This is a genomic window from Streptosporangium sp. LJ11 (assembly GCF_051918945.1).
Taxonomy (GTDB): Bacteria; Actinomycetota; Actinomycetes; order Streptosporangiales; family Streptosporangiaceae; genus Streptosporangium.
The window spans coordinates 547,700-568,795 of record NZ_JBPXMB010000001.1 but is presented as its reverse complement, the minus strand read 5'-3'; the positions used below and the strand labels follow the sequence as shown (position 1 = coordinate 568,795).

Here is a 21,096-nt window from a genome sequence, read left to right as displayed (position 1 = left end):
CCGTCCTGCTCTTGCACACCGACCAGTCTCACCAACCAAGATCACGGTGTTGCAACGCCCGCTCTCAAACACGCTCTAAGCCCGTCGGAGCCGATGGCGGACACATCCGCCGCAACGGGCCCGCTCCTTGGCTCGTCCGCCTCCTCTAAAAATGGCGTCATAGGCCTCCTTCGACCGCCGCGCCTTGATAAGCCGAGATGATACGACCTGGCTAGAATAATTTCTGTCTGATTGGCGAACCAGCACGCGCGCTCGGGTAATCAGGCTTGAGGTTGATCGAGGCCTCGACTCCCTTCGAACTGGGTGTCGAGTCCCAGTGAAAGGTGTCATCGCTCCATAATCTTTGATCCAGAACCTAGACGCGTGCGCGATCAAGATCTCCAAGATCAACAAATGGGGCTCGCTATCACGCATGAAATCAGCCGCAGGCTGAACTTCTGGCTTATCGACATCACCAGGCATCTACTGGATGATGTGATCGCCGTAGTCGGCGGCTGACGTGGGACATACGCGGGGTGATCAATCTTGCTGCACGAGATCATGACTATGTTTCTGCAGTTCAGGGCGTATGGCGAAGCAAATTGACCCACTCTCCTAAAGTGGGTGCCGATTATGGCCGCAGAACCTGAAGGATCCCTGTGCGGCGGCAACTCGATCGAAGTGCTCTCGGCAAGACCTCTCGCCACCGGCTCAACCATGTCGGCGGCAGCACCTTATGTGCACCATTCTGCTCGTCAGTCTGGGCCATGATCAGTGCACCCGCCGCCGCTACGATTGCTTGATCTTGTGGCTAGTTGTCCAGTTCTTGTAGGTTGTCGTGAAGACGGACTTGTAGATCTCTACATCGGTTATTGGTACACACCAGGCGATTTCAAACTTCTTCGGTCGATCCTCATTGTCGATGATGAGTTTGAAGGTGATGTACGAGTCGGCATTCATCTTGGTGACGTCACTACCCATCCATGAGTTAAGCAACTGTCGAAGTGAGCCGTTGGTGTCCTCGATAGCGAGAGTCCCGGAGTAGTTGCGCCCCTTGCGTTTCAATCGGGCGGAGTTGGAGACGACCTCCCGGATGATCGATGGCCCAGCTGTACCGGCAACGACAAGCCCATACCAGTCCGGGTTCGCCGAATTTATGCTCTCAATGGGTGATCCATCCGCACCCTGGTTCTTGGGATAGACCGTCTTGCTCACGACCACATAACGACGGCTAAAACCCTCGTAAGACTTGATGCTTACGTCAAGATCGTCGTACGCCAGGTGGTTCATGAATCGCCCGGTGGCTATTCCGCCGGCGTTGCTCTGAGTGAATCCCCCCTCGAAGCTGAACGTCCCCGCCGGGGTGGTCTCCAGGGCGAGCTCGATCGCGGCGGCCAACTCTGTAATCGTGCTCGGTGGCGGGGCTGGTTGGGGTGGCGAAGGCTCGGTCTCCACGGCTGCTGTAGCGGTGGGCGTCGATGTGAGGTTTGCGTTCGTTGAACTCGGATGGCTGGTCGGAACGGCGGCGACGTCGAGCTGCTGCTTCCGCTCATCTGTATCGCCCGGTAACACCTTCAGGGCGATGACCGCCGCGAGTCCAACAGCGATCGCGATCACCGCACCTGTTCGACGACTCTTTGGGGCTTTCCGTGTCGCAGCCGGTACGGCAGGCCAGCTCAGATCTTCGACGGGAAGAACCCATGTTCGGTCCAACCGAGCCGTGACATTGTCGGCCGCCTCGAAACCGTCGATCGCCTGGCTTCCTTGGTGTGCTTGCCAGGCTTCAGCGGCCATGTCCAACAGTTCCCGCGATGAGGGGCGTGTCTCGGGAAGCTTGGCCAATGCTCTATCGACCAGGCCACGTAGAAGGTTGGGGAGCATAGAGGTGTCGACGGTTTCGTTCAGCACCTTGAGTGCCAGGACCTCTGGGCGCCCGGCCCCATAGGGTGGAGCGCCCGTGGCCGCGTATACGACCAGCATCGCCCAGCCGTAGACATCGGCGGGTGGCCCAGCTGATGTGTCGCCGTACTCTTCGGGGCTCACCCATCCTGGCGATCCGACGAGAGTACCGGTGCGGGTCATAACACTCGCGTCAAGCGCGCGGGCGATGCCGAAGTCGACGAGCTTAGGGCCGCTCGGCGAGAGGATGACGTTCGACGGCTTGATGTCACGATGAACCACGCCTGCCGCGTGCACGGCCACCAATGCTTCGGCGAGTCCGGCCGCGAGCCCAAACAACGCGTCGCCCTGGAGCATCCCATGAGTTCTGACATGACTCTCAAGCGTTGGCCCGGGCACGTATTCGGCAGCCAGCCATGGCCGAGCCGCGTTCCCGTCAGAATCCAGGATTCGCGCGGTGCAGGCGCCGTTGACGCGGTCGAGGACGGAGATCTCCCGAGCGAATCGTGCGCGGAACTCCGAGTCGCTCGCGTATGAGGCATGGATGAGTTTGACGGCTACGCGAACCCCGAGGGTGTCGATGCCCGCGAAGACGACTCCCATGCCGCCTGCTCCGAGACGCCCCACCAGGCGGTACGGACCAATCTGTGGCGGATCTTCAACGGTGAGCGGTCGGAGAGCAACGGTTGCCGGCATGTGCTGGTTCACCGGGCTCCGTTCAGGAGGGAAAGCGCGGCGAGTGCCGGCCAATCGCGGGAAAAGTTCAGAGGTGTTTTATCCCATCCGACTCTGTCGTGTCGAGCGGGAATCGTGCCATGTATGAGAATTTACTGCGCCCTTTGATGAATTCGTACTATAAGTCCTAAATTAGCCTATTTCCTGTGCACCTTCATGACTCTCTGCAACCCACCGGTTAGGAGTGGGAGAGATCCTTATTTGCCCCCTGTGTCTGGTGTCTGCCGTTGGCGGGCATCTCTGCGAATTATTGAGTTGTTGTAAACCAATGAGCCAAGGTGGCTGTCTTCTTGTGGCATGTGTCGTGACGGGGCACGTGGTCGAGGAGGGCGTGACGATGGAGTACCGGTTCAATTCGCCTCCTGGATGGCCGGTTCCTCCTGTGGGCTGGCGGCCTCCGGAGGCATGGCAGCCGAATCCGGCGTGGCCTCCGGCGCCGCCCGGCTGGGAGTTCTGGGTTCCTGTCCAGCCGTCGCCTCCGCCTTCTGCGCCTCCAGTGCAGCCGCAGCCCGTTCCCATCCCCGCGATGCCGGAGCGCAGCAGTGGAGGGCTGTTCGGCGGCAAGAAGAAGCTGGAGGCGGAGAACGCCGAGTTGCGTGCGTGGGTCGAGCGGCTGGGCGGCATGGACGCCATACGCATCTCCGCGATGACCGAGGCACTGCACGCCGAGCACCAGGGATTGCAGACGGCCATCTCGGATGCCACACGACGTCTGCGTGAGGTCGAGCGGCTGATCGTGCAGACCGAGGAGACCGTGTTGTTGCAGGAGGCCGGTGTCTATGAGTACCGGCATCCGCTGAGTGACGCGGTGGCCTACAAGGAACGGTTAGCGCAGGTCAAGGCGCGTATCAAGGAGTTGTCCAAGGACGGCAAGGCGGTGCTGGGCTCCACCAGCTGGCAGGTCAACGGGTCGGCGGCCGAGGGGCGCCGGATGGTGCGTGACTTCTCCAAGCTGATGCTGCGTGCCTACAACGCCGAGGCCGACAACTGCGTGCGCACGATGCGCCCGTACAAACTGCAGTCGGCTGTCGATCGTCTGGAGAAGGCGGTGGAGATGATCGTCAAGCTCGGCAAGACGATGAGCATCCACGTTAGCGGCGATTACCACCGGCTGCGGGTCTACGAATTGGAGCTGACCGCCGACTACCTGGCCAAGCAGGAGGAGGAGAAGGAGCGCACCCGTGCCCAGCGGGAGCAGCAGCGCGAGGAGGAGGCCGCGCGGCGAGAGTTCGAGCGGGAGAAGGCCAGGCTCCGCAAGGAAGAGTCCCACTACCGCTCCGCGCTGTCGAAGCTGCTGGCCAAGGGGGATGAGGCCGGAGCGGAAGAGCTCAGGGCGAAGCTGGAGGAGATCGGCGCGGCGGTCAGTGACGTCGAGGCGCGCGAGGCCAACGTCCGGGCCGGCTACGTGTATGTGATCTCCAACATCGGCGCGTTCGGCGAGGACGTCGTCAAGATCGGCATGACCCGCCGCCTGGAGCCCGAGGATCGCGTTCGGGAGCTGGGCGATGCCTCGGTGCCGTTCAAGTTCGACACCCACGCGCTGATCTTCAGTGATGACGCGGTCGGGCTTGAGGGGCGGTTGCACGCCGCGTTGGGCGACCGGCGCGTCAACAAGGTCAACCTCCGCCGGGAGTTCTTCCACGCCACACCCGCCGACGTCAGGGACCTGCTGCAGAAGATCGCAGGCCAGCACCTTCTGGAATACCGGGATACTCCCGAGGCTCTGGAGTGGCACCAGTCGGTTCACGCGAAGGTGGCAGCAGGCTGAGCCGGATCGCGCACCTGACCGGCACGCTCCGAGAGCACATCGAGGGCACATGGCGTTGGAAGGCGGAGAACAATGTCAAAGAACAGCAGTGTTCCCGCAGGTCAGACGGCAGGACGCTGGCTGGCGTGCAGGTCACGGGCAGGCCGAATTAGAACCCGGCCTACAGGTCGACTCATCCGCCCCCGCGTGGCATCTACTGCTGCCCAGAAGCTTCGAGGAAGAAAACGGTCGACCCAACTGATTCCTAAATCACCCAGGTTAACTATCAACATGGCCAGACAATTTCGCATCAGCCCGATAACGAAGAGTGCGACTGGATGTCTGTTCCTGACGCATGTATAGCCATGTAGTAGATGATCGTGAGAATTTCCTGAGAAAGGGATGTGACGTGCGGTCATCATGGTGGTTATTGAGCATGGTTCTGGTCTTGTTCTCAGGGCTGGTGTCGCTGCCGGCGGAGGCATCGGCGGGTGTGAAGGCATCGGTTACCCGGGTGAAGGCGTCGCCTGCACGTCAGAAGGCCGAATGCCCCGCCACCGTAGGATTCTCAGCCCGCATCAGCGTTCGTGGGACCGGCGTGGTGCGCTACCGCTGGGTACGTGCCGACGGTACCAAGGGAGCTGTCAAGACGATCAAAGTCCAGGGCGGTAAAACAGCCACCGTGCGAGACCGGCAGGTATTCGACGGGAACGCCAAGGGTTGGCAGGCAGTCCAGCTTCTTGGTACGCATCCGCGAGTTTCCAGCAAAGCGCCGTTCACCGTGACATGCACAGGCCGTGAACCCATCTACAACAGCCTGCGTCTGCTTCCGATGAATCCACCGTCGGAGTCGATCCGGGCTGCCGTTTCGGTGAGTGCCACACCCTCCAGCTATTCGGGCCCGTGTCCGACGGTGGTCGGTTTCGCCACGACGTTGCAGGTCTCTCGGGTACCGGCGCGCGTCGCCTATCGGTGGATCGACAGCGCCACCGGTGAAGGAACGATCCAGTACGCGGACTTTGGTGCGGGTGGGCCACGCAGCCGTACCCTCTCGACCACGCTGAACGTCACCGGGAGCGGCAGGGGGTGGAAAGCCGTCCGTGTCCTCGGCCCCGATGCCTCCGTCTCAAGCCGGACTACTTATGCCGTCACCTGTGACACCGGGCCACTGGTGGCGACGCCGAGCGTCAGCCCGGACACGATCACCCACAGCGGCACATGCCCGACGACGTTGCGCTTCGTCGGGAAGGTGACAGTCAACAAGATTCCCGCCACGGTGACCTACGAGTGGATCAATGATCGCGGAGGCAAAGGCCCCTCGGGAACACTGACGTTCACCGGAAAGCCCGGTTCGCGGAACGTCATCCCCTACGACCACCAGGTGGAGCGCAGCGGCTCGGTCACCCTCAGAATCCTGAGCCCTACGGTCGACGCGGCCACGACCTGGTTCACGGTGAACTGCCGGGATGGCAACCCCGCGGGAGCTTACGGCACGGTGACCGACCTCCATTTCGCGGGGAACCGAGACCAGCCGTGCCGCGAGCCGATGCCGCTCCTCGCGTCGGGAACCATCAGCGCCCCGCGCGGCCCTGCCGACATCACCTACGAATGGGTGCTCAACGGTAACCCCGTCGGCATCACCGACTCGGCGGGCTCCAGCAGCACCGGTCCGTGGAGTTGGGATGTCATCAGGCTCTCGCTCCAACACGGTACCGACGGAACGTTTGGTTCCGTGGCCCTCAAGATTCACAACGACGACAGCATCTCCCCGCCGGTGAACTACAGCTCAGCCTGTGTCGACGCCGATCATGACTTCACCATGATCGAGATGGTGTCGGACTTCTCCGGCGAATGCGCCAGTGAACCGATCAGGAACCGCGCCACGATCGGAGGACACGGCTTCACCGGGAACATCGAATACCAGTGGTTCAGGCGGCCGGCGGGCGGTCAGTGGGTCCCGTCGGGTACGCCGACCGCGATCGGATTCACCGGTGCCCAATTTGAGCGACGTCCCGCAGATCACACTTGGCACGCGTCGCAGACCGAGACCGGTCACTGGAAACTGGCGATGAAGTACGGCGATGAGACCTACGAAACGCCAGCGGTTCCCTACAGCGTCAAATGCGCTGACTGATCGGATTACATGATCGCCGCGATTTCGTGACCACTGGCGGGGCTTCCGGCTCGTTCCGAAGGCCCCGTCCGTAGGTTGCCGGGGTCATGTCCAGTGGAGTGGTGTACAGCGACACCGCCTTACATGATCACACTCCGTCGGACTGCATCCGTTGTCCGATCAGGACGAAGAGCCGTCCACAAGGGCCGTGTCCTTGCAATGAGGAGAACCGCGCTGAATAACTCCGTCCGCCACGGAGCATGTACGGAACGATCAAGAACAAGATGATCGGCAACTGCATCGTTTGGGCAGGTCACGATAGCCATGCGGGGCGTGAGGCGATCGCTCTTCTGAAGGGGGTGTCTTTCGAATCGGCTATATGAGCCTAAAGAGGATCCCGGGGGAGGGTGAATGAGCGTTCATCGCGTCGATCAGATCACCCTCAGTGAGGTTGATGGTGAAGGCGCTGCCCGCCTGCGATGGATCCCAGCCGCGGTCAAGAGCTCTCCGTATGGTCGCCGCCACGAGAGCCGGCCGTACGGTCATCGTTCGCTCCCCGTACCAGGCGTCCGGTCGAGAACAGGGGAGCTCCACCAGGAGAACCCGCCCCCGTCCCTCAGCCGGCTCCACCGCGTAGGTCAGTGGACCCCAGCTGTTTGCCTGGCAATACGTGGGCTTGTGACGAATTCGCCAGCGATAGGCGATGCCGTCGACGCTGATCAGCCTGGAGCCCTTCTTGGGGATCGTCACAGAACCGGTCTCCTGCCTTGTTTCGTCCCTGCTCCGTAAGAGCACCGAAGACAGCGACAGGTGATGCGAGATACTCGCCAGCGTAGCCATCGCTCAGTCTCATGATCGAGCGGTTTTCGCACAGCCGGATCCGACGGTGGCGGCCCTCCAGACCGGAGGGCGCAGGGCACACCCAGGGCACATGGGCACGAGAAGCAGCACGAAACGACGAGAACCAGCGAACGCCAAAAGCCCGGCTCAGAGCACCTTCTAAGAGATCATCGCAGGTCAGTTATCATCACGGATCAGATCTCGATGTTCTAGAGATCGGGATGCTGGCAACAGGGCTGGAAGGACCTGGACGACCATGCACTGAGGGATCCCGAGGACCCGCCCCACCGGGTCCGGAAGACAGCTATGGATGATCGTGTTCTACCCCGTAACGAAGAGGTTCGAGATCCGAACAAGCAGGCCGTGATGGGTTCCCTGCTCTACTTCGCGCGTACGGTCACCGCTGCTCGCGGCGCGTGGAAGACCAGGCGCAGTGTGAAGGTGTCCAGTGTGAACATGTCGGTGCCGTCCCAGTCGAACTGCCCGACCTGTCCCGGCGGAGCATCGGGATCAGCGTTCACGCGGTCTTGACCCTCTTGGTCCTCGTGCCACTCGACGAGGCGGACGGCCTCGAACCGGAAGACCACGACGGGCGTCTTCGACAGTTCAGGTGGAGTCCACCGCAGGTCGTGGACGAACTCCAGCTCCAACGTCGGCGACCTGCCGGGCTCATAGGTCAGGCGACTGAAGTCGGTGTCGTGAAGGTAGACGTGAGCACCCTCCTCGGTCCAGAACTCGTACAGTCCTCCCTTAGATGTGATGCCACGATCCTCGTCCTTCGTCACGCCGGCGAACTCGGTTACTGACATGAGGACATGGTCCTACAGACCGGAACGACCTCGGCGGGTCTCGAGCGCTGCCGGCAGTGCCGGCAGCGATGTCTTCCTACCAACTGAACGGAAGGTTGGATCGGCGGGCTTCCACGTCGTCGTAAATCGCAGGCAGCCATGGCCGGCGAATCTTCGGCAGTCGTGCCGGCGCGTGGAGGAACACCCCCCGGTCGAGCCGGAACGGGCCGAACGGCGGCGGTGGAGGGTCATCGCGATAGACGCCGTCGGGTGGCCCGTCCGACGCGGGGCGGAACCGCCGATTGGGGCTGAAGGATCGGCCGGGCCGCGATCGCCGTGGCCGGATCGTCGGCGGGCAGGTGGTCGATGGCGCGGAGGGCGGACGCGTAGGCCCTGCACGCGGCGGCGCCCGCTCGTTCGTCGTCATCGACCCAGTCACGCAGCGTACGTCAGCTGCCGGCGTCGCCCGGCCGTCGCGCGCGGGAGGGGCGGGGGTGTGCGGCAGCGGCGTCGAGCAGTTCCGGGAGCGTACCCCCGAACGCCGGTAGCAGTTCCAGCAGCGCCGGCCAGAACCCCGCCGGTGCCGACCGCGCGGCCGTGTCGAACAGCCGAGCGCAGTGATCGAGGAGGTCGTCGCCGTGCTTGTCCTCGGACGAGAGAGCGAGGGTGGACAACGTGGAGGCGTACTGGAGGATGTGCCTGGCGGGGCGACTCCTCGCCAGCAGCTCTTCGCCGCTGAGGACTCGCGCGGCGCGGATTCGGTGGAGGAGTCCCCAGGGGTTGTGGATGTGGTGCAGTGCGGTCACGGCGGTGCGTGCAGCCGCCGGGCTCTGGCCGGCCAGTATGGGGAGCAGGCCGGCGGGCAGCGCCTGGGCGAGTGTTTCCGGGAAGCCCTCGCGGGCGGCCAGGGCGCACAGGAGATGCGGCGGCAACGCCGAATCGCGGTGAGCGTCGAGGAGTTCGCGCCAGGGGGGCGAACCGTTCTCACCGAGCGCGGATGTCAGCAACGCTTCGCTCTCGATCGGGTCGGCGCATGCCCGAAGCGCGCCGACCAGGTCTGACGCCGCCACCGGAGGCGACGAGCCGGCCGCGAGCAGCCGGCGCAGTGTCACGTCGTACGCGGCTGAACGCTTGTTGGCCCGGTCCAGCAGGGGATTCAGCCCGTGTGCCCACGCCCGTGTCGCAGGCGTGCACGCCGGCGTGTTGCAGGCCCAGCGGGCGAAGAGCGCGCGAGGGGGTATTCCGGCCGAGACGAACCGGTCCAGAACCATGGAGGTGAGGTGCCCCCCGGTTCGCCGCGGGTGGAGGTCGCGTCTTTCCATGTGGGCCAGCAGCGGGTCGGGGAGGCCTGCGATCACATCGGCCAGCACCGCGTCGGGCGCATGAGCCAGGATCCGCAGATCCGCCTGCTCCGCCGGCACCGGGCTCGGCGTCTTCCCGACCCGGCGGAGCAGGTTCGAGAGCGTTCCCGGGTGGGACGGCAACGCCGCGGCGGCTGCCGGCCAGGCGGACCGGTCGGTGCCGAGCCGATCTCGCAGCAGCCCTCCCACGCACTCCCAGAAGGTCCGTGCCGCCTTGTGGTGGTTGTGGTCATAGCCGTCGACGGCCCGGACCAGCAGGTCCAGACGCGGCGTGGTGAGGATCATTTCCTCCACCGTCCCGTCCGAGAGCACATGGCGCAGGAAGGAGGGGCGCACCTCACCGATGCGGGTCAGGGCGGCCTGCCACGTCCACCGCGGAACGGGTTGCCGCCGGGCCACCAGCCGACCGGCGACTAGGGAGTCCCACGGTGTGAGCAGGGCGCCGGTCAGCGCGTCAGGGCAGTCGGACCGCGCGATCAGGGCACGGCGCTGCACGCGGCCGAAGGGCTCCCGCCGATGCTCGGCGGCCAGCACCGTCCAGTCCGGCCGCGTCATCGTGGAGAGGACGGCGTCACCGTCGAGCACCGTGGCGGCGGACCGCAACCACCCGCTGAGCCCGTCGGCCGGCGCGGTCACGGCCGGCGGTCCGATCACGTCGAGCCCCGCGGCCCGTAGCTCCGCCCGCGCGACACTCCGCACGTCCGGGGAGAGCAGCCGCAGCATCCGGGTGCCGATGTTCGCCATGTTTTGATTCTTCCGCCATTCAGGTCAGAAAGTGACCTCTATCCGGCCTAACGTGGGTCCTGACCGACGGAACAACGGAAGGCGAAGACCGTGAGCGAGACCACGAACGTTGACGAGCTGACCACCCGCGACATCACGGCCGCGCCCGTCGTCACCGGTGAGCGCGCCGACCTGCTGGCGATACTGGCCAAGCACCGGCACTTCCTGCGCTTCACCACCCGTGACCTCACCGACGAGCAGGCCGGGCTGCGGACCACCGCCAGCGAGCTGTGCCTGGGCGGACTGATCAAGCACGTCGCGGCGGTCGAACGGAGCTGGGTGGACTTCATCCTGGACGGCCCGTCGGCGATGGGCGACTTCGCCACCATGACCGAGGCCGACTGGGCCCGAAGGGCCGACGAGTTCCGGCTGTTGCCCGGCGAGACGCTGGCCGGTGTGCTGGCCGACTACGCCGAGGTGGCCCGCCGGACCGACGAGCTGGTCGCCACCCTGCCCGGGCTGGACGCCGCCCAGCCGCTGCCGAAGGCCCCGTGGTTCGAGCCCGGCGCGTGGTGGTCGGCCCGCAGGGTGCTGATGCACGTCATCGCCGAGACCGCCCAGCACGCCGGCCACGCCGACATCCTCCGCGAATCCCTTGACGGCGCCAAGAGCATGGGCTGACATCTCGGATCGGACGTCCTGGGAAGGCGGGGGCGAGCCGGTTCGCCGGGCTGTGCCGCCCCCGCCGTTCCGCCGCCCCTGCCTTTCCGCCCCCGCCGGGCTCGACCGGCCGCGGGCACGGGACCGGCCGGCGCGGCGAGGCCGGCGCGCGACGTCCGCCTGCCGGTGGAAGCGCCTGACCTCGGACGACGCAGGCTGAACCACCTGGGGAAAAAGTACGTTTATGGGGCATGAGACTACGAATGACCCTACTTGTCGCACTGTTGTCGCTGGCCGCGGCCTGTGGAGGAGCGGAAGCGGATATGTCGGCGACCCCGGCCGACGACGGGCCGGCGAAGCCGGTCGCCCTGTGGGGTTCCGAAGGCGGGTTCGTGACCGCGACCACGAACGTGCTGCGTCCGCCGAGGGTGGTGCTGTACGGCGACGGCCTGGTGATCGTTGACGCGCGCAGGCAGCTGAGACTCACCGGTGCGGAGGTGGACGAGACGGTCGCGTCGATGGAGAGGTACCTGACCGGGCAGCCGCCGACCGCGACGCCCAGGCCGGGCGCGCCGATGGTGACGGACGTGCCGGCCACCGTCCTCGGGGTACGGGGGAAGGACGGGAAGATGCTGGAGGTCCGGGTCCCGGCCCTGGACCAGGTCGCGGGCTTCTACCCGAAGGAGCTCTCGGACGCGAAGAAGCTGATGGACGGCCTGGCGGCCCGTGCCGCCGCCTCGGGCACCGACTACGCCGCCACCCGCGTCCGGATGGTCGCCGAGGGGGCCGCGTCGGCGGAGGGCACGCCGGCGCCGTGGCCCGCGGGGGTCCCGGAGCCTTCGGGCACGGTGGACCCGGTCTGGCGCAAGGACGTCGAGGGGGCGACGGTGAGCGCGATCACCAAGGCGGTGCCCGCCGGGCCGGAGCACGGCCGGTCACTCTTCAAGACCGGTTCGGGGGCGCTCTTCGTGCTCTCCTGGCGGTACCTTCTGCCTGACGAGTAGCGAGGGCCGATGGCGGGGGCTCACGGCCACCTCGTCACTCCGCCCGGCCGGAACCGCACCGCAACCGGAATCGCACCCCGGCCGGAACCGAACCGGCGAGACGGGCGCCCGAGGCGCGGCCGGGGGACCACGGGCCGGCGGGGCCGTGTCGAGGTCAGCGGGCCCCGGCGGCGAGCACCTCCTGGGGGAACAGGTCGTCGAACACCGCGGTCCGGTCGAAGGCCATCGCGCGGGTGCGAGCGCGGAGTTCCAGGTCCCGCCGCTCGGCGGCGGGCATGTCCAGGACCACCCGGTCCACGGCCGCGGCCAGGCCGCCGATGTCCCTGGGCTCGACGATGACGGCGGTGTCGCCGACCGCCTCCAGGGTCCCGCCCGTCATGGTGGTGACGATCGGTCCACCGCCGGCGAGCATCTTCTCGGCCAGGGCGATGCCGAACGTCTCCACGAAGTCGGGCTCGGGCCTGGTCGGCAGCACGTAGGCCGCGCAGCCGCGCATGAGCATCGGCTTCTCGTGGTCGTCGACATCGGTGAGGATCACCACCCGGTCGTCCTCCTTGGCCATCGCCCGCACCTCCTCCAGGGCGGGCCCGGTGCCGGCGACGACCAGTTTCACGCGTGACCGGCAGCGCATCCGGCCGAAGGCGGTCAGCAGGTCGTCGATGCCCTTGGCCGGGGTCACCCGGGACAGGAACAGGATGTACCCGTCACGCTCCAGCCCGCGTTCCGCGAGGGCGGCGTCCACGTGCGCCGGGTCCAGGTCGAGAAAGGCGGCGGAGTCGATCGGCGGGTAGCTGACGGTCACGCGGCGCCGGCACTGCTCGGCGAACGTGGTGCCGCAGTGGGCGTCCACCTGCTCGGCCGAGGCGACGATCTCCTCCCGGGTGTACTCGGAGACCGCGACGACCTCGTCGTTGGCCAGGAACGTGGTGAACAGCACGGTCGCCGCGCCGAACCGGCCTTCCCGCAGGCACGACCGGATCACGTTGGTCACGTCGGAGCCGACCGCCTTCGCGACGGTGTGCACGTCGGGCGCGAACCCGGCCGCGCGCGCGGCCGCGACCGCGTCCACGACCACCGAGGCGTGCGGGACGGTGTACATGGACAGGCAGGTCGTGGGCACCGGTTCGGCGAGCAGCTCGACGAGGCGGCCGGTGAGGCCGGCCTGGTGGCGCCCGTCCGGCACCCGGTAGTCCCCGACCGCCTCCGGACGCTCCACGGTGATCCCGGCGCTGTACGGCAGCAGCCGGTCGAGCGGCTTGAGAGGCAGCCCGGCCGCCCGCAGCGTCGGAATCGTCCAGGTCAACAGCCGTACGTCGTCGAAACCGCGGGTCAGCGCCACCTCGGCGAGGTTACGAGCCTCGCCGGAGTGGCCGCAGATGACCGGGTCGGCTCTGACAACGATGACGAGACGGCGGCGAGGGTTGGTCATCGTGCTTCCTTCGGTTCGGCGGGAGGATCGGAAAGGGACGGCGGGCGGGCCTCCCGCCCCCACCCCGACGGCTCCGGGCCCAGCCGCAGGTGCAGCACGCCGCCCCGGTGTACGGTGGCGGCGCTCAGGTGCGTCGCGTGCAGAGGCCTGCCGTCGAGGGTCGCCGACTGGACGTACTGCGCCGGCAGGTCGCGATCGACGCCGTCGACACCGATCGGCGTCTCGCGGTGCCCGCTGGTCTCGACGACGAACTCGCCGCCGCCGGTCCGGAGCACGGACCTGGCGAACGCGGGCGCGTTGACCAGGAACAGGTTCTGCCCGGCGATCGGGAACAGCCCCAGCGAGGCCCAGACGTACCAGGAGCTCAGGCCGCCGGAGTCGTCGTTGCCGGGCAGCCCGCCGGGCCCGGTGCCGAACTGCCAGGTCAGCGCCGCGTGGACCACCCGGGCCGTACGGTCGGGCCGCCCCGCGTAGTGGTAGGCCCAGGGGGCTTCCATGTCGGGCTCGTTGTTCAACCCCTCGAACCGGTTCAGGGCGTATCCGGCCGCCATCTCCGCGGCCTGGGGGCGCAGGCCGGGCTGTGTCACCGGTGCGGCACCGAAGCCGAAGAACCTGTCCAGCATGCCGACGAAGGCCCGGTCGCCGCCGGCCAGGGCGATCCGCGCGGCCATGTCGTGCAGCAGCCGGAACGAGTAGTTCCACTTGCCGCCCTCGTAGAACTCCGAGTCGCGCAGCAGTCCCGTGCCCGGGTCGAAGGCGTTGGACCACTGGCGGCCGCGGTCTTCGAGGTCGTCGGCCAGGCGCCGGTCGTTCATCGCCCGGGCGACCTGTGCCGTGCAGTGGTGGCCGTAGGCGAGGTCGAGGGTGTGGGTGATCGGGTGCACCACCCCGTGCTCGAAGAAGTCCTCGCCGTACAGGCGGCGAAGGTCGTCGACCATGTGCACGAGCGCCCAGTTCCAGTCCAGGCCCGCCCGGCCGAGGGCGTGGGCGTCCGCCAGCGCGGTGTGCGCGAGCGCGCTGGCCTGGCGGTAGAACCGGTCGGCGCCGCGGGCCATCCGGTAGCCGACGGGGAAGTTGCCCTCCTCCTCGCAGACCCGGATCAGCGACTCCAGCAGGTCCGCGGCCCGGTCCGGGACGATGGCCGCGAGCAGCGGCAACTGCGTCTTGTAGATGTCCCACATGGTGCACACGTCGAACGCGAACGGTCCGGGGGTCGGCCAGAACGGGCTCTCGTCGTCGGCGAAGCACGGCTTGATCAGCGAATGGTAGAGCGCCGTCGCGAACACGGTGCGCCGGGCCGGCGTGCCACCCTCGACCTGGACGCGGCCGAGGTGGTCGCCCCAGCGCGCCCTGGTCCGGGAACGTACCGCGTCGAACGCCGGCCGCGAGTGCCCGCACTCGCTCTCCAGGTTCTGCCGCGCCTGGTCGCATCCGCGCAGCGAGAACCCGAGCCGCACCTCGATCGTCTGCCCCGCCTCGGCCGGGCCCATGAAGAGCATGCCGAAAGGCCGCAGCGTGGTGTGCCGGATGCTGTCGAAGTCCAGGCGGGTACCGCCGTCGATGAGCCGGCGGTCGTACCAGAGCATCTGCCGCCAGCCCGGGCTGTCGACGTCCAGGTACACCGACAGCGGGACGCCCTCCATCACCACCGTGCCCTGGGCCCGGCCGTGGCCCATGCTCTCCACCTGCGCCCGCAACGGCACGGTACGGCCGTGCTCGATGGCCAGGCCACCGCAGGACAGGTCGATCACTACGCGGGCGCTGCCGTGCTCGGGAAACGTGTATCGATGAACGGCGACCTTGGTGCCCACGGTGAGCTCGCAGCGGACCCCGGTGTCCAGGGTGGCCGCGTAGTAGCCCGCCTCCGCCACCTCGTCGCGCAGCGGCCAGGCCTCCCCCAGCGCGTCCAGCGGCTGCACCATCGGGGTGACCCGGACGTAGTTGTAGTACTTGCGGATCGCGCCGGTGCCGGACTGCTGGAAATGACTGAACCCGGACGCCTGCAGTCGCCCGAACATCTCCTCGGGTACGCCCTCGGTGTTCTTGGTGTACCGCCCGTAGCCGGTCGGGTACGCGCCGGAGTAGGCGCAGGCCGACACCATGCCCAGCGGCGAGGTGGCACCCGGGTGGGTGTTGCCCACCTGGGGTTTCGGCCACCACCAGGTGGCGGCCAGACCGTGTGCCCGAGGCAGGTCGGTGGCCGCTACGCCGATGAAGGGGTCAACGTTGTCGAGGATGGCGGAAATCTACCCAGCGTGATGTCCTGTTAGGTTTCGGCGAGGTGAAATCCTGTGTCCGGAGGTGCGAAAAGCCTCATGGGGTGATCCACGCCGGTTTCGATCTCTCGCCGGGCGCGCCGACGGCACCCTTTACCGCTGGTGGGAAGGCCCTGGGTAGCCTCGCGGGCATGGGAGACGCGGCGCCGGCAGAGGTTGATCTAGTCCGCGAGGCGCAGGCCGGTGACGTCGGCTCTCTCGGGCTGCTGCTGGCTCGACACCAGGCGGACATGCGCGCGGTGGCGCTGGGCGTCCTGGGCCATGTCCCCGAGGCCGAGGACGCCGTCCAGGAGGCCGTCCTGGTCGCGTTGCGCCGTATCGGGGACGTCCGGGATCCGCGTGCGGTGGCGCCGTGGCTGCGGGCGATCGTCCGCAATGTCTGCCGGATGCACCTTCGGAGCAGGAAGGCGGTGCCGGTCGACGATCTCGAGTCGCTGGTGCTGCCGCGTGGTGAGCCCGATCCCGGGGAGCTCCTGGACCGGTACGCCACGCGGGACTGGGTCTGGAGCGCGATGGAGGAGCTGTCCCCGAACCTGCGGCTGGTGACGATGCTGCGCTACTTCACCGACGTGACGGCCTACGAGCACATCGCGGAACTGTGCGCGGTGCCGGTCGGCACGGTGCGCAGCCGACTCAACCAGGCGCGCGCCAAACTGTCCGAGGCCCTGCTGGCGACCGCGAGCCTGGCACACGACGACGTGGCGGTGCTGACCGAGGCGCGCCGCAGGGAGGCCGAGGAGACGCTGCGGGCCGCGCGCCGCGGCTCGTTCGCCGAGGCCCTGGCGGCGCACTGGTCCCCGGAGGTGGACATCACCTGGTCCCGGGGCCGGCGCACGAAGGGCTTCGACTACCTCGTACGGGCGATGGACCGCGATCTCGACGATGGCGTGCACCAGCGCCTGACCAATGTCGTGGCCGGTCGTGAGGTGGTCATCTGGGAGACCGACCTGATAAACCCGCCCGACGACCCTTTCCACTGCCCGCCGGCGGCCGTGTGGGTGCAGTTCCTGGAGGCGGGCCGGGTACGGCGGTTCCGGCTGTTCCATCTCCCGCGCGACGCCGGTGTCCCGGGTGCGTCGCGCTGATCCGTCACGGCGAGGTACGGCGGTGTGTGGCCGGTTCCCGTGAATTCGCGGACGGATCGAACTTCCGGGGTGGCCGGTGCATCTTGCAGGCGTGAGGCCCCGGGGCGCGAGTCGCGCGAACGCGAGACGCGGCCATGGGGGATATCGAGGGATCCGATGCATCCGAGGGGAAACAGTATGTCGCAGGACCGGTTGACCGCTCTCGCCGAAGGCGTCGAGGCGGAGTTCATGTACCAGTACGAATCGTCCGCACCGCCCCCCGCCGCGTCCCTGCTCGGGATCACCACCGCGCGGATCGGCGGTGGTGTCGCCCTGTCGATGCGACACGACGTGACGGGCTACTGGAGCAAGGCGCTCGGGTTCGGCTTCGAGGAGCCGATCACTCGCGACCTCGTCGACCGCGTGGTGGACTTCTACCGCGCGGAGGACAGCAAGGGGGCGGTCATCCAGATCGCTCCGGACGCGCTGCCGCCGGACTGGGACGACATTCGCGCCGGCCACGGCATCATTCCGGGCTCGTCCTGGGTGAAGCTGGCGTGCCCGATCGACGCCTTCCGGCCGGGCCGGACCGAGATGCGCGTCGGGCCGGTCGGTCCCGCCGCCGCCGCGGAGTGGGCTTCTGTCGTCCTGCGGGGGTTCGGCATGCCCGAGGAGGGACTCGCCGAGATGCTGGCGGCGAGCGTCGAGCACCCGGCCTTCCGGCCGTTCGCGGTCTGGGACGGCGACGAGATGGTCGCCGGAGCCAATCTCTTCGTCCACGGGGAGATCGGCTCCCTGAACGCCGCCTCGACGCTGCCCGGCCACCGCAACCGCGGCGCGCAGTCGGCCCTGCTGGCGGCCCGCGCCGAGGAGGCCGAGAACGCGGGCTGCCGCCGGCTCGTCGCCGAGGCCGGGCTGCCGGCGGAGGGCTCGGCCAATCCGTCGCTGAACAACATGCTCGCGGCCGGGCTGCGGCCGCTGTACAACCGGCGGAACTGGATCTGGCGGCCGGACACCGGTCCGGCCGCCGGATCGTGACCCGGCCCGTCAGTCCGGGACCGCGCCGCAGGTGATGTTGATCGCCGCGCTCGTCACGGCGCGGGCCAGGTCGGAGGCGGCGAAGACGGCCGCGTTGCCGACGTCCTCCAGTGACGCGGCCCGCCCGGTCAGGGTCTGCCCGACGATGTCCCGCTCGATGACCTCGCGCTGGTCGAGGTTCGCCGGGATCGTCTCGGGCAGGCCACCGGTCCGCAGGGTGACGACGCGGATCCCGTACGGTCCGAGCTCGGCGGCCAGCTGGCGGCATCGCGTACCTGGCGTCGTCGGTCGGCATCGCCACGACGGCCTCGACGTCCCCGGCCTCCCACGCGGTCGCGTACCGGTCCGCCGGCTCCCGGAGCCCTTCGCCGCCCGGGGAGCGCGGGCCGGTGCCGGGACGCCGGGCACCGAGGGTCTTGCGGGCGCGTTGCAGCGCGCTGTTGACCGACGCGACCGTGGTGTCCAGCAGGTCCGCGACCTCGCGCGCCGAGAATCCGAGCATCTCACGCAGGACCAGGACGGCCCGCTGGCGGGCCGACAGGTGCTGGAGCGCGGCGACGAAGGCCAGGTTCCATCCCCTCGCGCGCCACGTAGCGAGCCTCGGGGCCCGGTCTCTCGTCGGGGTACGGCTCGACCCACCAGGTCTCGGCGAGCGGCGCGGCTCCCGGGCTGAAATCGGTGGGCAGTTCCCGGCGAGCCCCCACGGGCGGGGAGGGAGTGCGCGCTAGTCGAAGAATTGCCAGATGCTGAACCTTCGCACGTAGAGGGGGGTGGAGTCGCGGCCGAGCACCCGGATCCGCCGGATGCGGGTCTGCTGGTTCATCGTGACCTTCACGCACTTCAGGCACGCCTCGTGGAACCCCGGCAGGGCGAAGTAGGAGATGGACGCGGCGCGGTGCCCCAGCCCCCGGTCGGAGAGACCAAGCCCCACCTCCCGGTATAGGCGTCTCGACCCCTTCAGGTTGAACGCGGTGGAGCCGATGAGCGCGTGGTTCGACTTCGGCGGGCAGTGCACGAATATCCGGACGTGGCTGGCCTGGCGGGGCCACAGGGGCAGGACACGGAGCGAGGGGACCCTCCTCAGCCACGAGGGGATGGTGTTCCTGCCGCCCAGGCCGGGCAGCGAGACGCTGTGGTCGGTCCTGGTGGTGAGGGTCGCGGTCGCGGTGGCACCGGAACTGGAACTGGCACTGGCCACCGGGGTCGGGGTGGCCATGGGCGTGGGGGTGGCGCCGGGCGCGACGGCAGGCGTGGGGGCGACGTCGACGTCGCCCGTGGCGGCGGGCGCACGCGCGGGGGCGGGACCGGGCGGGGGAGGGGACGGGGCGGCCGGTCCGGCCGGGCTGCTCGGGCCCGCCGTGAGAACGGCCGCGACTGCGATTCGTATGGCGAGACGCATGCGTTCCTCCTGCCGGACGCCCGGGTCGCTGTACGGTCGTCACGCGGTGTGACATGGGTGCCGGTGGAGGGGGCCTGCCCGGGGACGCCCCGGATGAGGACGTCACATGTGGGGCCTGACCAGGCTGATCGTCTCGATTATGTCGGTTGGGGCGCACAACGGAGGGAGCCACGCTGGTAGGGCCCCCGACCCGGGCGGCGTGGCCGGAAAGGCCCGCGGGGCCGTCGTTCACACGAGAGGCCGTCGAGGCTGTTCCGCCGCGCCCCGGAGGAGGCCGTCCGGCGGCGTCCTCGCGTGCTCACCCGGCCCGTACCGGTGGCGGCGTGCTCCGTGTCAGCCGGAGACCGCGCGCAGGGCGCCCGGGTGGCGGCCGGTGAGGCGGTCGAGCGCGGTGGAGGTGGCGCTGTCGGCGGGGAGATGGACGACGAGGCGCTGGTCGTCGTCGGCGGGCAGTTCGAGGGTTTCGTACGCCAGGCGCAGCTCACCCGCGTCGGGGTGGACCAGCCGCGTGACGCCGCTGGACTTCGGGAGGCCGGGCAGGGTGTCCACCCGCCCGGCGAAAGCCGCCCCGGCGGTGACGGCCAGCTCGTCGGCCAACGTGGCGACGTGCCAGTCCGCCCGGAACGGCCCCTGCTTGAGAGCGGCGACCTGCTCGTCGGCGACATGGTCCCAGTCGGGATAGGCGGTCCGCGCCCGGCTGTCGGTGAACACGAAACGGGCGAGGTTCGGCGGGCTGCCGTCCAGCAGGCCGATCGGTCCCGCCAGCCGTTCGTAGCCCGCCGTCCAGGCGAGGATCTCGCTCAGCCGGTTGAGCAGCAGGGCGGGGGCGGGCTCCAGCCGGTCGAGCAGTGCCCGCACGGTGGGGCGGACCGCGCGGGCCGGCGTCGTGGCGCCCATGCAGGTGAAGCCGCCGTCGGCCGACTTGGCGAGCCGGTGCAGGTGGACGCGTTCGCTCGTGGTGAGCCGTAGCGCGGTGGCCAGCGCGGAGAGCACGGGCGCGGACGGGTGGCGGTCGCGTCCCTGTTCGAGCCGGGTCAGGTACTCGACGCTGACTCCGGCGAGCGTGGCCAGCTCTGCCCTGCGCAGGCCCGGTGTGCGGCGGCGGGGGCCGGTGGGCAGTCCCACCTCGGCGGGGGTGACGGCTTCGCGGCGGATGCGCAGGAACATGCCCAGCTCGTTGTCGCTCACGTTTCGAACGTAACAGCCGTGGCCGCCGGGGTCGTGGCCCTGCCACTACCAGTCTTGGCCCGGTCTTCCTGGTCTCCGCGCCGCCCGGCAGGTTGGGGAACGTGACCTTCACGGTCACCTCGGACCTCGAATCCCCGACAGGGAGCACAACCATGCCCAGTGAGACCCTCAACCTCGCAGTGATCATCGGCAGCGTCAGGGAGGGCAGGTTCGGCCCGGTGGTCGCGAACTGGTTCACCGAGCGGGCCGAGCGCGACGGCCGGTTCACGGTGGATCTCATCGACCTGGCGGACACGCCGCTGCCGCTCGAACTGCCGCCCCTGCCGCCGGCGCTCCAACCCGACATGGCCCGTCCGGCGGAGATGGCGGACCTCACCCGGCGGATCGGGGCGGCCGACGCGATCGTCGTGGTGACGCCGGAGTACAACCGAAGCTTCCCGGCCTCGCTGAAGGCCGCCATCGACTGGCACTACACCGAGTGGGAGGCGAAGGCGATCGGCTTCGTCGGCTACAGCGGGGGGAGCGGCGGCCTCCTGGCGGTGGAGCAGCTGCGCCAGGTCTTCGGAGAGTTGCACGCCCACACGGTCCGCGACTACGTCACCTTCCCCCGGTACTACGAGCTGTTCGGCCCCGACGGCGCCCTCAAGGATCCCGAGGGCCCTGAGCGCGCCGCGAAGGCGCTGCTCGACCAGCTTCTCTGGTGGGGCTCGGTCCTGCACGACGCCCGCCGCGACCGCCCGCGCGCCGTCGCGGGGTAGGGCCCGCCGGAAAAGCCGTTTGCCGCAGCCGTACGCCGGGTTAGGCTGCCGTCACGCTCCGGCCGATCTTCACGGATCTCAGGGGCCTTGACGGA

Annotated in this window: 16 protein-coding genes and 1 pseudogene; 8 read left to right on the top strand and 9 right to left on the bottom strand. The window is 68.2% G+C overall.

The window, feature by feature from the left end; translation table 11 throughout:
* The first annotated feature begins 363 nt into the window (after positions 1-363).
* Positions 364-498 carry a hypothetical protein gene (locus tag ACTOQ3_RS02565; RefSeq protein ID WP_440081758.1) on the top strand — a complete coding sequence of 45 codons (135 nt, stop codon included), beginning with the start codon at positions 364-366 and terminating at the stop codon, positions 496-498.
* Positions 499-768: 270 nt separating this feature from the next.
* On the opposite strand, the gene ACTOQ3_RS02560 is transcribed toward ACTOQ3_RS02565, so the two are convergent.
* Positions 769-2,586 (bottom strand): serine/threonine protein kinase, encoded by a 1,818-nt coding sequence (locus tag ACTOQ3_RS02560; RefSeq protein ID WP_440081757.1) that lies wholly within the window; start codon positions 2,584-2,586, stop codon positions 769-771.
* 523 nt (positions 2,587-3,109) lie between these two features.
* On the opposite strand from ACTOQ3_RS02560, the gene ACTOQ3_RS02555 reads away from it, so the two are divergent.
* A complete protein-coding gene (locus tag ACTOQ3_RS02555; RefSeq protein ID WP_440081756.1) occupies positions 3,110-4,381 on the top strand; it encodes a DUF4041 domain-containing protein in 1,272 nt (423 codons plus the stop codon).
* A 415-nt stretch (positions 4,382-4,796) separates the two neighbouring features.
* Positions 4,797-6,494: a hypothetical protein gene (locus ACTOQ3_RS02550; RefSeq protein WP_440081755.1), complete on the top strand. Its 1,698-nt coding sequence runs from the start codon at positions 4,797-4,799 to the stop codon at positions 6,492-6,494.
* Between the two features lie 1,199 nt (positions 6,495-7,693).
* On the opposite strand, the gene ACTOQ3_RS02545 is transcribed toward ACTOQ3_RS02550, so the two are convergent.
* A complete protein-coding gene (locus tag ACTOQ3_RS02545) occupies positions 7,694-8,122 on the bottom strand; it encodes a hypothetical protein (RefSeq protein WP_440081754.1) in 429 nt (142 codons plus the stop codon).
* 428 nt (positions 8,123-8,550) lie between these two features.
* Positions 8,551-10,206 (bottom strand): hypothetical protein, encoded by a 1,656-nt coding sequence (locus tag ACTOQ3_RS02540; protein ID WP_440081753.1) that lies wholly within the window; start codon positions 10,204-10,206, stop codon positions 8,551-8,553.
* A 90-nt stretch (positions 10,207-10,296) separates the two neighbouring features.
* On the opposite strand from ACTOQ3_RS02540, the gene ACTOQ3_RS02535 reads away from it, so the two are divergent.
* A complete protein-coding gene (locus tag ACTOQ3_RS02535) occupies positions 10,297-10,866 on the top strand; it encodes a DinB family protein (protein ID WP_440081752.1) in 570 nt (189 codons plus the stop codon).
* Between the two features lie 302 nt (positions 10,867-11,168).
* Entirely contained in the window at positions 11,169-11,849 is a 681-nt protein-coding gene (locus tag ACTOQ3_RS02530; protein ID WP_440081751.1) for a hypothetical protein, read from the top strand.
* 154 nt (positions 11,850-12,003) lie between these two features.
* Here the strand turns inward: ACTOQ3_RS02530 and ACTOQ3_RS02525 are convergent, their stop codons facing one another.
* The gene (locus ACTOQ3_RS02525) at positions 12,004-13,278 is read right to left on the bottom strand and encodes a glycosyltransferase (RefSeq protein WP_440081750.1); all 1,275 of its coding nucleotides are present in this window, start codon (positions 13,276-13,278) and stop codon (positions 12,004-12,006) included.
* Entirely contained in the window at positions 13,275-15,515 is a 2,241-nt protein-coding gene (locus ACTOQ3_RS02520; RefSeq protein WP_440081764.1) for a glycoside hydrolase domain-containing protein, read from the bottom strand. Before ACTOQ3_RS02520 ends, ACTOQ3_RS02525 begins: the two co-directional genes overlap by 4 nt.
* A 170-nt stretch (positions 15,516-15,685) precedes the next feature.
* Here ACTOQ3_RS02520 and ACTOQ3_RS02515 point away from each other — a divergent pair, with 170 nt between their 5' ends.
* A complete protein-coding gene (locus tag ACTOQ3_RS02515) occupies positions 15,686-16,639 on the top strand; it encodes an RNA polymerase sigma factor (protein ID WP_440081749.1) in 954 nt (317 codons plus the stop codon).
* A 177-nt stretch (positions 16,640-16,816) separates the two neighbouring features.
* A complete protein-coding gene (locus tag ACTOQ3_RS02510) occupies positions 16,817-17,656 on the top strand; it encodes a GNAT family N-acetyltransferase (protein ID WP_440081748.1) in 840 nt (279 codons plus the stop codon).
* Positions 17,657-17,665: 9 nt separating this feature from the next.
* Here ACTOQ3_RS02510 and ACTOQ3_RS02505 read toward each other — a convergent pair whose 3' ends face one another.
* The 4 genes and pseudogenes from ACTOQ3_RS02505 to ACTOQ3_RS02490 all read right to left on the bottom strand — a co-directional run bounded on the left by ACTOQ3_RS02505 (position 17,666) and on the right by ACTOQ3_RS02490 (position 20,243).
* Positions 17,666-18,064: an SDR family oxidoreductase gene (locus ACTOQ3_RS02505; protein WP_440081747.1), complete on the bottom strand. Its 399-nt coding sequence runs from the start codon at positions 18,062-18,064 to the stop codon at positions 17,666-17,668.
* A 13-nt stretch (positions 18,065-18,077) separates the two neighbouring features.
* Positions 18,078-18,224 (bottom strand): annotated as a pseudogene (locus tag ACTOQ3_RS02500) (sigma factor-like helix-turn-helix DNA-binding protein); the annotation flags it as partial.
* Between the two features lie 156 nt (positions 18,225-18,380).
* The gene (locus tag ACTOQ3_RS02495; RefSeq protein WP_440081746.1) at positions 18,381-19,055 is read right to left on the bottom strand and encodes a hypothetical protein; all 675 of its coding nucleotides are present in this window, start codon (positions 19,053-19,055) and stop codon (positions 18,381-18,383) included.
* 333 nt (positions 19,056-19,388) lie between these two features.
* On the bottom strand, positions 19,389-20,243 hold the full coding sequence (locus tag ACTOQ3_RS02490) for a helix-turn-helix domain-containing protein (protein ID WP_440081744.1): 855 nt from the start codon (positions 20,241-20,243) through the stop codon (positions 19,389-19,391).
* A 152-nt stretch (positions 20,244-20,395) separates the two neighbouring features.
* Between ACTOQ3_RS02490 and ACTOQ3_RS02485 the strand changes: the two genes are divergently transcribed.
* On the top strand, positions 20,396-21,001 hold the full coding sequence (locus ACTOQ3_RS02485; RefSeq protein WP_440081743.1) for an NADPH-dependent FMN reductase: 606 nt from the start codon (positions 20,396-20,398) through the stop codon (positions 20,999-21,001).
* The last annotated feature ends 95 nt before the right edge of the window (positions 21,002-21,096 follow it).

What these genes read in the sequence shown, in the direction of transcription:
- ACTOQ3_RS02495 (WP_440081746.1), bottom strand. Translation starts at nt 19,055, where the DNA reads ATGCGTCTCGCCATACGAATCGCAGTCGCGGCCGTTCTCACGGCGGGC.
- ACTOQ3_RS02515 (WP_440081749.1), top strand. Translation starts at nt 15,686, where the DNA reads ATGGGAGACGCGGCGCCGGCAGAGGTTGATCTAGTCCGCGAGGCGCAG.
- ACTOQ3_RS02525 (WP_440081750.1), bottom strand. Translation starts at nt 13,278, where the DNA reads ATGACCAACCCTCGCCGCCGTCTCGTCATCGTTGTCAGAGCCGACCCG.
- ACTOQ3_RS02485 (WP_440081743.1), top strand. Translation starts at nt 20,396, where the DNA reads ATGCCCAGTGAGACCCTCAACCTCGCAGTGATCATCGGCAGCGTCAGG.
- ACTOQ3_RS02550 (WP_440081755.1), top strand. Translation starts at nt 4,797, where the DNA reads ATGGTTCTGGTCTTGTTCTCAGGGCTGGTGTCGCTGCCGGCGGAGGCA.
- ACTOQ3_RS02540 (WP_440081753.1), bottom strand. Translation starts at nt 10,206, where the DNA reads ATGGCGAACATCGGCACCCGGATGCTGCGGCTGCTCTCCCCGGACGTG.
- ACTOQ3_RS02530 (WP_440081751.1), top strand. Translation starts at nt 11,169, where the DNA reads ATGTCGGCGACCCCGGCCGACGACGGGCCGGCGAAGCCGGTCGCCCTG.
- ACTOQ3_RS02510 (WP_440081748.1), top strand. Translation starts at nt 16,817, where the DNA reads ATGTCGCAGGACCGGTTGACCGCTCTCGCCGAAGGCGTCGAGGCGGAG.
- ACTOQ3_RS02545 (WP_440081754.1), bottom strand. Translation starts at nt 8,122, where the DNA reads ATGTCAGTAACCGAGTTCGCCGGCGTGACGAAGGACGAGGATCGTGGC.